Source organism: Parabacteroides faecalis (assembly GCF_022809355.1).
Lineage (GTDB): Bacteria > Bacteroidota > Bacteroidia > Bacteroidales > Tannerellaceae > Parabacteroides > Parabacteroides faecalis.
Genome location: NZ_JAKZMM010000031.1, coordinates 38845 through 51181 on the forward strand (window position 1 = coordinate 38845; position 12337 = coordinate 51181).

The following is a 12337-nucleotide window of genomic DNA, read 5'->3' on the forward strand; positions in this document are numbered from 1 at the left end:
GTTTATTTCTTTTTCTTTATTTGTCGAATATCTGCTACGACTTCTCCATCCATAAAACGGGTAGTCAGCGGTTCGTTTTCCTGAATATCCTTGACTGTCTTGACGATCTTTCCATTTTGCAATGTCAAGCTATATCCCCGTTGTAGAATATACTCCGGAGAAGCCATACGGATGAATTGCTCTTTCAGCTCCAGAAAACGTATTTCATGCGTAAAGCGACTGTCTGTTGCTACCCGTATGCGTTGTTTCATTTGTACCAAGCTCGATCCTTCCCGATTGACGGATTGCTGGATGATACCGGGTAATTGGGCTGTCAGGATATGTAGGGCTGATAAATTCTTTTCGAGTCGGTTCTTAACCAACATGGGAAAACGGGAGCCGATCTGTTGTAAGGTGTAAGATTCTTCTTTTAGCCAACCTCTGACTTCATGTGTGAATCGTTCTTCCAAATCGTTTAATGTAGCGGCTTGCTGATCTAGACAATGAATCAGAAAAGCGGCTACAGCAGTTGGCGTTTTGAGTCGTGTATGTGCTACTAAGTCTACGATTGTATCATCCCGTTCGTGACCTATTCCGGTAATAATCGGTAGCGGAAACTGGGCACAATGAGCTGCCAGTAGATACGAATCAAAACTGTTCAGATCAGAAGCCGCACCACCGCCACGGATGATGACCACAACATCAAAATATTCCCGGCAGGCATCAATGCGTTCGAGAGCAGCAATAACCGATTCTTCCGTTTTTTCTCCTTGCATCAAAGCGGGAAATAGTTTCGGATAAAAGGGATACCCCGCCTGATTATGCAATAGTTGATTCAGAAAATCCTCATATCCGGCAGCTGTAGGAGATGTAATAACGGCAATCCGTGTAGGAAAATCTGGAAAGGGCAATTCTTTATTGAGAGTAAAAATACCATCTGCCTGTAACTGACGGATAATCTCTTGTCGTTTGCGGGCCATATCTCCGATCGTATAAGTCGGATCAATGTCAACCACATTCAGACTGAATCCATATAATTCGTGGAACTCAATGGTCACTTTTACCAATACCTTCAGCCCAGAAGTGAATGTCTGTCCGGTTTCCATCTCAAAATAAGGCTTCAGCATTCGGAATACCTTAGCCCAGATGGAACCGCGGGCTTTAGCTACCAACTGATTGGTTTTCGGATTCTTCTCTATAAATTCCAGATAACAATGTCCTGAGGCTGCATTGACACGGACATCACTTGTCTCGGCCCGAACCCAATACGTTTCCGGGAAAGTAGCTTCCAGTGTATCTCGAACAGCTCCTGTCAGTTCGGATAAGGTAAAGATCGTTTTATCATCTCCGTTTGCTTCCATTTTTCAACCCTGCTTTATAGGATTTGTATATATTGGGGATGCCATATCCCAATTGATTATCCGGTTGTTTGGCTTGTGACGCATACTGCTTGATCAGTGCCCGGATTTCAGCAGCATTCAGATGAGGAAGCGCTTGCCATAAACAAGCCCCCAGGCCGGCCAGAATAGGGGTAGCAAACGAAGTTCCGTTGGCTTGCCGGATGAAACCCCCAGGTTCAATAACAGAACAATTCGTTCCCATTGCTGCGACATCAGGTTTTATTCGGCCATCAGCCGTAGGACCTATAGAACTGAATCCGCTTCTTTCCCGTTTTTCTGTTACGGCTCCGACGGTCAGAATATCCGGTGTATCAGCCGGAACGGTAATCTTTTCCCATAGGGTATTACCTTCATTGCCGGCACTCGAAAAGACCAGCAATCCTTTTTCTGCAGCAATCTGTGCCGCTTGAGAAATAAATGCTGTCTTACCCGTTAAATCATCGTGTGTATAATCAGTAGCCGGTTCATCAAAGTCAAAATAACCTAATGAGGAGGTAATGATATAGGCTCCGACACTGTCGGCATATTCTACGGCAGCAGCCCAGTAATCTTGTTCGATGGGTGATTCTCCGTGAGAATCTTCGCTCTTGATTAACCAATAAGTTGCTTCAGGAGCTGTGCCGATCATAATACCCGGTAAATTGGCTGCCAGGCAAGATAATACTTTTGTTCCGTGTTCATCGCTGGCATAGACCGTTTCCCCCGGATATACCATGTTGCGGGTTCCGGCAATATGGGTAGAGGCGAACGCTTCGATTCGGTTGACATCCGTGAATCCTGCATCAATTACGGCGATACGCATTCCTTCACCTTTGAATCCTTGTTTGTGCAGTTTGTCTCCTTTCATCATGCGGATTTGTTTCTGCGCATAACCGTATGGATTGCGAAGAGGTTCAGCGTCTGTGGATAAAGTTTCTGTACTTGTCGGATCTTGCCAGGGAATGTGTTTACCTTTCCACACCCAGCACACAGAATCGACAAATGCTATCTGCTTTAAATTCTCCACCAGACTGCTATCCGGATATTCTACAACTACGGTTGATAACCAGCGGCTTTCTGTAATAAGCGTACAACCACTATTGGTTAATTGCTGTTTGTAGGCAGCAGAGATGGGCCGGTCTGATTCAGAAATGGGAATGTGTTGTTGATTTCGCCGTGCGAGTGCCGCTTCTGAAAGAAAAGCTTCCGGCTGGTGGATATGATAGATTTGATTTCCTTTGTCTTTGAGGTAAACACGAAACCGATAATAGGTATTTTCACTCCACGAAAGGGTAGAGGCGAAGAGATATAAAAGTAGCAACCAATATTTCATACGTTTCTAAAGATCCTTATAAAGAGATGCACACAAAAGCTCAAAGAAAAGACATGGTACAAGTTTCCTTTGAGCTTTTGTGTGCTGAATTTCATCTTGTGGAGGCCGGAAAAATGCATCCACTTAAATTTTATTCATCCATCTTTTTACAGATAGGTATTTCTCGTTTGATGTTCTGACGCAAAGAAATCAATGTTTCTGTTGCTGTTACGCCAGGAATTTCCTGAATTTTAGAGTTTAATAATTCCATCAAATGTTCATTGTCGCGGGCGTACAATTTAACCAACATCGTGTACGGACCTGTTGTAAAGTGGCATTCTACTACTTCCGGAATCTTTTCCAATTCAGGCACAACATCTTTATACATAGAGCCTCTTTCCAGTTTTACACCGATGTAAGTACATGTGTTATATCCCAGAATTTTGGGATTAATGTGGTAACCTGATCCGACGATAACATTCATATCGATCAGACGTTGTACACGTTGATGAATGGCTGCACGTGATACTCCGCATTCTTCTGCCACATCCTTGAACGGAATACGGGCGTTCTTTGAAATAATATTCAGGATCTGATGATCTAGTTTATCTATTTTTTCCATATACTGAAATGATTAATATATTCAAGAATGTTTTTACCGTATCAAAAATATGTATTTTATTTTGAAAAATGAGCATTTTGAAAGAAAAAAGTCGTGAAATAATAAAAAAGCAGGGAAAAACTGCTTTACAACATGCTTTTCCCTGCTTTTTTATGAAAAGACGCGTATCGTTGTATAATAACGATGCTATGTCAATGATTTATTTTACGATATCTAATAATTCTACTTCGAATTTCAAGACGCTGTTCGGTTTGATTTCCGGACCTGCTGCACGTTCTCCGTATGCCAATTCTGACGGAATCCAGAAAATATATTTAGAACCTACCGGCATCAACTGCAATCCTTCTGTCCAACCTTTGATTACTTGGTTAACACCAAATTCTGCAGGTTCGCCACGATCAACAGAGCTATCGAACTTAGTTCCATCCAATAATGTTCCAGTATAGTGTACTTTTACACGATCCTTTTCTGTCGGTTTAGCACCTGTTCCTTCCGTGATGACTTGGTATTGCAAACCGCTTTCAGTTGTGATAACACCACTTTTTGTCTTGTTTTCAGCCAAGAATTTTTCACCTTCTTCTTTGTTCTTCTTAGCTTCTTTTGCAGATGCCTGAACAAAATAAGTCTGCATATATTCACGAGCCTTTTCTGGAGTCATCTTGGTTGAATCACCTTTGATAGCTTCTACAAAACCAGCGATTAAAGCATCTACGTTAGCTTCACCGCCCGGTAAAGTTTTCAGATTTTCTTTGTAACCAGCACCTGTGCTCACACCAATTGCATAGCTGACGCTATCTACATCATTGCTCAAGCTGACATTCTGCTTTGAATCGCAAGAAGTAGCAGCAAGACCCAATACGACTGCAGATGCTGCAGCCAAAACATTTACTTTTTTCATTGTATATTTATGTTATAAATTTATTATTACTTGACGATATCTAGCAGTTCAACGTCGAAGATCAACGTACTGTTCGGTTCAATCATTTCACCGGCTCCATGTTCTCCGTAAGCCAGATTAGAAGGAATGAACAAACGCCATTTTGATCCTACCGGCATTAACTGCAAGGCTTCTACCCAACCAGGAATAACTTGGTTAACACCGAATACAGCAGGCTGTCCGCGTTGTACAGAACTGTCGAATACAGTACCGTTAATCAAAGTTCCATGATAGTGGCATTTTACTTTGTCGGTTGCAGACGGTTTCGCTCCATTACCTTGTTTCAGTACCTGATACTGAAGTCCGCTTGGTAATTCTACTACACCCGCTCTTCCTTTGTTGATATGTAAGAATTCTTCTCCTGCCTTTTTGTTGATTTCCATCTTCTCTTTCTGCAGTTTGATGAAATATTCGTTGATGACTTCCTTGGCTTCATCGTATGTAATGGCCGGTTGTTTTTCTTCCATAACATCTGTCAGACCCTTAATGAAGTCTTCAACTTGCAGATCTTTGATCCCTGAGTTCTGGAAATTATTTCCAATGCTTAATCCAAGTGCGTAGCTAACTTTATCCATGTTTTTATTTTACAAACTATTTATGCGGCGCAAATGTAGTGTTTTAATCAGATAAATACCTCATATATTCAATGAAAAATTCTAAAGGGAAAAGGATTCGGATGGATCTCATCTCCGATTTTTGCTACTTCTCTTGTAGAATTAATCTTGTGTATAGACCAACTTGATTACTTGGGCTTCTGTTTCTTTGGAAGCATGAACCAGTTCTTTCTGAGACATGCGGATAGGTGTTTGGGAAAATTCGGGTATGTTGAATGAAAACAACGAATTACCGTAGTAGTCTGGAGATTGCTGTGGAAGCAGAAAAGGTTTGCTTACCTTCCCTGCTGCATCAATGTGTGCGATAAACGGGCGTGTGAACAATCCATCCAGACGGCGGCTGGAAAAAACAATCCAATGTCCGTTACTGCTCCACGAATGATAACTTTCTACATCCGAGCTGTTAATTGTTGTAAGACTGTCTGTTTCGAATGTGTCCAGATGTAACAGACGAAGGTCTGCATCTTTATGCCAGATGGAAAAATTACCATAGTCGGAAATAGTGTATAAAAGATATTTCCCGTCTGGAGAAACTCGGGGAAATTTAATACTTCGTCCTTCTTTCCGGGCATTATACAAAGTGTCAATCTGATTTCCGATTTCTCCGGTTTCAGGCTGAAAAGATACTTTCAGTAAATTATATTTGACATTCCTGTATTGATCAGGCATAGTAACCGAATCCGCAGAACAGTATATCAGTGATTTTCCGTCTGGGGTAAAGGTTGGGAATGTCTCGAAATGTTTGGACGAAGCAAGCCAAGGAACACTGTATGCTCTTTCTTTTTCCAGATCATAGATGACAATGTCTGAGCTTTCATCATAGACTTCAATCCGATTGGGATCGGCATAATGGAAATCTTGGTGTGTTTCATTGGTCGAAAAAGCAACGTATTTTCCGCTGGGATGCCAATAAGGATAGACAAAGGCTGATGCCTGTCCGTCTTTTTCTAAGGTGATCTTCTTTATCTGATCATTTTCTACCAGATACGTACCATTATAATATGCCCGTTGATGAAATAACCATTTCTCTCCGTTCTGTTGGCAGAATGAGTGACAATTCATACAGCTGTTGTTTGTGTATTGGTTGGTAAGAACAGGTTTTTCAACAAAGTTTTCAACACATCGTTGATAAATCCCCATCTCATTCCACATCCGATATCCTGGAAATATCCGGCGATAAGTCAGGTAAGAATCAATGGAATCAGCAGATATATAAATAGGGAAATCTTTTCTTTTCCAGCCATTTGTCTCTTCTTTAAAGAATATGCTTGCTTGGATTTCTTTCCCTTTTGCATCATGCAACAAGTCTTTCCAGTCGGATACCGGAATGTTGAAAACTCCTTTGTCTGCTTTTACTTTTAACTCTTTGTTCGGACTTTTCAACAGGGTTATACCTTCCATATCAGCAGCTGGAAGCCGGAAGTTGAGAGGTGCTATATTGACGGGTATTGTAACCGATTCGTAGTTGGGAAATAATTGGACATCTCCGGCTTGAACCTGCTCCGGTACTTTAATATCGCAAGCTGTTTGTGTAAAATAGATGAGTAATATGCTGAGTAAAGAATAAGCTTTCATGATTATTTCTGACTTTTGAATTGTTTGAAATAATAGTAGAACCAATAGGTGTGTCCGAATTTTTGGTAGATAGCCTGAATATTCTGACTTTGAGAATGGCTGTTCATCAGTTGTTTCAGTCGCTGGTATGATTTCCGGATATCCGGTTGGACCTGAATCTTCCCAGTTAAGGTACTGTCTGCCTCTTCCAGAATTAACCAGGCTTCCTGATAATGTCTGGGCCATGGTTGATTATTCGGATAGGCTGTGTCTGTTAAATATTGACGGAATTTATCCAGCTGTTTGTCTAGTAGGTAATAGCAACCTTTATATTCCCAACCAATACGGTTAGATATATCATACGAAGCCCATAGAGAATCTGTAGACATTAGGGAAAGTAATAAGTCTTGTTGCTGTTGCGGTATTCTTTTATGTTTTAGTTCCGGCTCTTCTTGCATTTTCTCCGGATCTCGTAAATAAACTGCATATTGTTGCGCCCATTCTTTATAAAATGGCATTTGGGATAAGAGGTCTATATACTTTTTAGCTACCTCTTTTTCTCCTCTTAATAGGCTGATTTGTACTAGCCGTTGCATCATGCGGGCACTTCCTTTTCGTTTGGATTGGGTAAATCCGTCCATGGCATAACTCTCTGCTAAAGATAGGTCTCCAATCATAAAATGAATGTCGCAGAGTAATTTGTCCATATAAAGGCTTTGATTCCAAGGGGCAACTAAACTTTTGGCGCCTTTCTGATCGAAAGCAAACATATTTTCGGCTAATACTCCCTTTTGCGCTAACGACATGTTTAAATAGTTGAGGCTGATATAATCTTGTATGGGTTTCCCTTTATATCGGTTGATGATGGTATCCCATTGTTTTTCCCGAGCTAAATAAGCAAGTTCGTCTGTCATTCGGTTTTGCATGTCCAATGAATCTGGCATACAATACCTTCCAAATAGCAATGTGGGTATGCAGCAACAACAGTTGAGAATTATTTTTACGCTTGCTTTCTGTACGGGGATAAAAGAGAGCAGAAAAGCCACAAGTAAGACCCCTATAAGGAGAAGCGAGTATTGCAGCCACACATAGTAGATGAAATAATGGGGAAGCAATTGTATCTCCAAATATGATTCAGGTTTGAAGCCTTCCAACAAAGATACAGGAATGTTGAATGATTCATAGAATAATAAGAAAACCACTGCAGGCATCAGGCTCCACAAACCTTGTAGCTTTTGTTTGTAAGTCGGGTATAGTACAGCTACTGTCAGCATATAGATGACAGCATAACAGATGGCTAATAATCCCGTAAATAGGAAGACTAGTATGGTGGATAGAATACCGTATAGGGCAATTGTCTTTGGTCGGTTGATACGTGTTAAGGGCAGAAGAGACAGATGGAAGATAAATAAAGCTATTGTTCCATCAACCAAGTAATTACTGCGGATACTCATTTTGATGAGTAGAAGTAAAGGAAAAACGGCGAGTATCAAATGATAACCGGCCGGTTTGATTTTCTGCAGTAAATGGTAGAAACTGAGTCCGCATCCAATGATAAGAATCATTTGGATGGTAATGGCCAATAAGGGCATTCGATAATATTGGATAACAAACTGTCCGGCAATAGCACAGAATCCTCCGGGTTTAAATAGTTCGTCCTTGATTTGCCACCATTGGGGAATGAACAGTTGGCTTTCTTCTTGCTGTTGAAAAAGAAAAACACCAAAGGCGAGGAAAAAGTAATATACCAAAGTTGCTGTTATAACCCAGAATAATGTTTGTTTCCAATTCATCTTGTCAAATTATTTCAGTTTAATATCCTCTTATAAGAAAAGAAGAGGGTTGTAATAGCCCTCTTCTTCTCAATTATCCAGATTATATATAATATTAATAACCAGGATTTTGTTCCAATAAGTTATTAGCACCAATAATACTGTAGTGTAATGGGAAACGATTCAAGTCAGGATTGTTGGTGGCTTTGTGATCCCACCAATCTTCTGTTACATATGCGTTCCAACGGACTAGATCCGTACGACGGCGTCCTTCTCCCAAGAATTCAAGTTTCCATTCTTTTAACATACGATACTTATCTAGATTAGATGCAGTTACAGGATCTGGATCATTTCCTCCTTCAAAATAACGTTTACGTACGGTATTAATTAGGTCGGCAGCCCCTTGTTTGTCTCCATTACGCATCTTACATTCTGCTAGCATGTAATATACTTCAGCCAATCGAATAATAGGAATATCCGGATTAAACATTTCTTTATATTCATCTTGATTTGGGCGTGGGCTGAATTTAATTAAGCGCACGCCAGAATTTTCTTCTGCTGTTCCAACTGTAGATGGAAGATCGGCTTCTGTTGCGTAATCTGTTCCTAACTTAGCAAAATAAGAAATCTGGTCTCTAACAAGAAGAGGCTTACCAATATATTCACGAGCTCCTGTACATATCCATTCTGGATGATCTGGATTAACCATTTCTCCGACGACAAACATACCTCTGTATTTTCCACCACTTTCATAGACATATTGTTGTTTACGAACGTCCTTGTCGTTGAATCCTTCGTAATTGTTACTTAAATTGAATTGATATAAATTACCTTGTGGATCACGACTTGGTAATAAACAACATCCATTATCTGAACCTGAATCTTTTAAACCGCCTAAGAAATCTTTGAAGTTATAAGGAACAGTAAAGCCCCAATATCCTCCATCTGTCTCTAATTTTGCATTTTCACTAGGTACAGTCCAAATAATTTCAGGACAAGTTTCATTTCTAAATCCAAATATCGAAGTCCAATCTGTTGCTAAAGCATATTTACCATATTTACCATCAAGTATGTCTTGACAAATTTCTGCAGCTTCGTTATACATCGGTTTTCCTATGTAAGACTCCGCATTGAAATATAGTCGAGCTCTCAACACAGCTCCTACTGCTTGATGAATGACGTTAGTTTCCATGGCTCCAAGTTCAGTTTTTACAGGAAGCTCAGGAGTTGATAATTGGAGCAGAGAATCAATAAAATTGAAGGTCTCTTCTGCTGTTGAACGAGGTAAAACATCACTCTTCGTTGTTTTATATAGAGGTACACCACCGAAGAAGTCTAATCCATCCAAGTAGAAAGAAGCAACAAGTGTGTTTAATTGATTCATCATGGATTCTCTTGTCCCTGCCTCAAAACCAAGTGCATCGAAATCTACTCCTTCTAAATCTTCTGCAGCATCCCATGCTAACGCAACACCCATAGAGAAATTTGTCCATCCTGTTTCTATAGAAGTCATATCTTCTGTATATTCATGATGATGGAATTTCTGATAAATAGCACCATTGTACCAGTCACTACCACGAGTCGGTACACAAATCTCATCTGTACCTAATTCTTGTAATTCCCAACGTGCTCTATCTTGAGCGACCCACCATCTCCAATGGGTGAAAGGTCTGTTAAAGCGTTCCCAAACAGCATCTTGTGATGTGTAGAAGGTCTCAGGAACGACTTGTGAATAAAATGAAGGATCTACGTCGCAGGATGTAGCAACTATAAGAGTCGTTGCTCCAGCCAATATCCAATTCTTGATTTTATTTGTTTTCATGTTGAATTTAAGCTTTTTAGAATGTTACTTGAATACCTAATGTATAAGTACGTACTTGTGGGTAAAGTTCCCAGAACTTTTCTGTACCTCTATCCCAACCGGCAATGTTAACTTCCGGATTAACACCGCTGTAACCAGTTATAGTCCCTACATTACCAACAGTTCCATAAATACGTAACCGTTCTGCCCATTTTGTGTACTGTTTTAATGGTAATGTATAACCTAACGTAATGGCATCAATTTTTAAGAAGGTTCCATCTTCTAGATAATAGTCACAGATTTGTTTTTCACCACGGATATCATTGTATTTTCCATAGGCTTCTTTCAGGACATTCAATTCATTGATACCTTGGATACCAAAATACATGTTGATAGTATTATATACGTCGAAGTTGATCCAGCTACGCATATTGATACCTAAATCAAAGTTCTTATAAGTGAATGTGTTGTTCCAACCAATAATGACAGATGGTACATAATTACCCATATAACGTTTGTCTGCTTCGGTCTTTTTAGCTGCTGGAATAACTTCACCATCTTTATTATATAACAAGAAATCTCCGTTTTCATCAATACCTGCATATTTCCATAAGTAGAATGAGCCAATGGTTGAACCTTCTTCCATTCGAGCTGCATCTCCCGGACTTCCTGGAGCGGGGAAGCCGTTACCGTTGTAATATGTATTGTTACCCCATAATGTTAATATTTTACCGGTATTGTGACTAAAGTTCATATTTGATGTCCAAGTAAAGTCTTTAGTCTGAATAATATCACCTCCAATTTCAAACTCCCAACCTTTACTTTCCATGGCACCAATGTTCTGCCATTGACTACCTTGCGTATATGGTGGTTGAGGAACCTTTACGCTGTAAATCATGTTATCAATTTTACGGCGATAGTAATCAAATTTACCATATAAACGATTGTTAAAGAATGAATAGTCTACACCAATGTTCCACTCTTTCTTTTCTTCCCAACCTAAAGCCTCGTTGATATTTTGAGTTTTACCATACGAATAGGCCCATGTTCCATCAGGTAACATCCAATATTGGTCTGAACCTAATGTATTTGCCATATAAGATGAACTAAAATCATTATTACCTGTCACACCGTAACCAAAACGTAACTTCAAATCATTGATCCAAGTATAATCTTTCATGAAGTCTTCATTGGAAATACGCCATCCACCAGAAATTGACCAGAAATTAGCCCAACGATTATCTGCTGCAAACTTAGATGATCCTTCATGACGGATAGATGCGGTTACCATATATTTGTCTTGATAAGAATAATTGGCACGAGCAAATAATGAGAATAAGCGTTCTGTGATATTTTTACCAGAACCCATGCCTGCTTTTCCATCACTTAAATATGAGCCCTTTCCTAAATCCCAAAATTTGATACCTTCTACATCAAAATTATAGTTCTCAGCATAGAAGTTTTCACCGTTGGTTTCAAAATAAGAATACCCGGCTACCGCATTCAAACTATGTCCGCCATTGAATTCTTTGACATACGTAGCATATCCTTCCGATGTCAAATTTTCTGTCTTGCTGAATTCTAGTTTAGCCCAACCGTTGCGTTTGTTGTTTACTTCATCTAAATGATAGCGTGAACGGAATCCATGATATTCCCACTGACGATTCTCATATCCTAATGTTTGGGTATATGATAAACCAGGAACATATTTTACATTTAATTTCATGGAAACTTCCGGCTTGAACCACTTGTCTAGTCCTTCATATGTGGTCAACATTGAATTGGCTACAACATTATAATCCAATGTTTCTCCGGTCCATACATTATAACCACTTTCGCTGTCTGGATCATATGGAGAACGAGTCGGATTATTTCGTAAAGCCTGTTGGAAGTTAGGATAATTGTTATTTCTCCATGCTTGGCGATAATCTACATTTGGGCGTATTTCTAACCAACCATCAAATAGTTTGAAATTTGCATTCAATCTACCTCCATAGTCTTGTCGTGAATCCTGGATGGCTATACCTTCATTGTTTTCATAGAAAAATGATGTGTAGATTTGAGCGTTTTCCGTTCCTGCTTCTAAAGCTAGGTGATGTTTTTGTGAGAAATTGTCGTGATTAATTAATTCATCCCACCAGTCAACATTGTCTCCGTAATCTATACCTACTTGGTGTTCACGGTATTCATCAGCTGTCAGCATATCAGGTTTACCGTAATCCTGCTTCTTTGTTAATTCGGTACTATAGGTCAGTTTTACCTAAAATCCGCAACTATCATCCAATACACGATTAAGGGTAGATTTATGAGTCGTTAGTAGCAGCTTTCAGTAAAAAGCAACAGCACAACATCAATATGTAGCCACCA

At 39.7% G+C, this 12337-nt stretch carries 8 protein-coding genes and 1 pseudogene; all 9 read right to left on the minus strand.

Annotated features, from left to right (window positions below; translation table 11 throughout):
• Positions 1-2: 2 nt before the first annotated feature.
• Positions 3-1340, minus strand: coding sequence for an exodeoxyribonuclease VII large subunit (gene xseA, locus MUN53_RS12215; RefSeq protein WP_243325693.1), 1338 nt, complete (start codon positions 1338-1340; stop codon positions 3-5).
• Complete coding sequence (locus MUN53_RS12220; protein ID WP_243325695.1) at positions 1321-2691, minus strand: S8 family peptidase; 1371 nt, start codon at positions 2689-2691, stop codon at positions 1321-1323. The genes xseA and MUN53_RS12220 overlap by 20 nt, the downstream gene beginning before the upstream one ends.
• A 130-nt stretch (positions 2692-2821) precedes the next feature.
• Positions 2822-3292 carry an Lrp/AsnC family transcriptional regulator gene (locus tag MUN53_RS12225; RefSeq protein ID WP_022454866.1) on the minus strand — a complete coding sequence of 157 codons (471 nt, stop codon included), beginning with the start codon at positions 3290-3292 and terminating at the stop codon, positions 2822-2824.
• Between the two features lie 199 nt (positions 3293-3491).
• Positions 3492-4190, minus strand: coding sequence for an FKBP-type peptidyl-prolyl cis-trans isomerase (locus tag MUN53_RS12230; protein WP_243325697.1), 699 nt, complete (start codon positions 4188-4190; stop codon positions 3492-3494).
• A 26-nt stretch (positions 4191-4216) separates the two neighbouring features.
• Positions 4217-4804, minus strand: coding sequence for an FKBP-type peptidyl-prolyl cis-trans isomerase (locus MUN53_RS12235; protein WP_022454868.1), 588 nt, complete (start codon positions 4802-4804; stop codon positions 4217-4219).
• 141 nt (positions 4805-4945) lie between these two features.
• Positions 4946-6418 carry a TolB family protein gene (locus MUN53_RS12240; protein WP_243325698.1) on the minus strand — a complete coding sequence of 491 codons (1473 nt, stop codon included), beginning with the start codon at positions 6416-6418 and terminating at the stop codon, positions 4946-4948.
• 2 nt (positions 6419-6420) lie between these two features.
• Complete coding sequence (locus MUN53_RS12245) at positions 6421-8190, minus strand: DUF6057 family protein (protein ID WP_243325700.1); 1770 nt, start codon at positions 8188-8190, stop codon at positions 6421-6423.
• A gap of 94 nt (positions 8191-8284) precedes the next feature.
• The gene (locus MUN53_RS12250; RefSeq protein WP_243325702.1) at positions 8285-9991 is read right to left on the minus strand and encodes a RagB/SusD family nutrient uptake outer membrane protein; all 1707 of its coding nucleotides are present in this window, start codon (positions 9989-9991) and stop codon (positions 8285-8287) included.
• A 16-nt stretch (positions 9992-10007) separates the two neighbouring features.
• Positions 10008-12230 (minus strand): annotated as a pseudogene (locus tag MUN53_RS12255) (SusC/RagA family TonB-linked outer membrane protein); the annotation flags it as partial.
• Positions 12231-12337: the final 107 nt, after the last annotated feature.

Excerpts from the sequence above, each read along its gene's own strand:
- MUN53_RS12240 (WP_243325698.1), bottom strand. The coding sequence starts at position 6,418 with ATGAAAGCTTATTCTTTACTCAGCATATTACTCATCTATTTTACACAA.
- MUN53_RS12225 (WP_022454866.1), bottom strand. The coding sequence starts at position 3,292 with ATGGAAAAAATAGATAAACTAGATCATCAGATCCTGAATATTATTTCA.
- MUN53_RS12235 (WP_022454868.1), bottom strand. The coding sequence starts at position 4,804 with ATGGATAAAGTTAGCTACGCACTTGGATTAAGCATTGGAAATAATTTC.
- MUN53_RS12220 (WP_243325695.1), bottom strand. The coding sequence starts at position 2,691 with ATGAAATATTGGTTGCTACTTTTATATCTCTTCGCCTCTACCCTTTCG.
- MUN53_RS12245 (WP_243325700.1), bottom strand. The coding sequence starts at position 8,190 with ATGAATTGGAAACAAACATTATTCTGGGTTATAACAGCAACTTTGGTA.
- xseA (WP_243325693.1), bottom strand. The coding sequence starts at position 1,340 with ATGGAAGCAAACGGAGATGATAAAACGATCTTTACCTTATCCGAACTG.
- MUN53_RS12230 (WP_243325697.1), bottom strand. The coding sequence starts at position 4,190 with ATGAAAAAAGTAAATGTTTTGGCTGCAGCATCTGCAGTCGTATTGGGT.
- MUN53_RS12250 (WP_243325702.1), bottom strand. The coding sequence starts at position 9,991 with ATGAAAACAAATAAAATCAAGAATTGGATATTGGCTGGAGCAACGACT.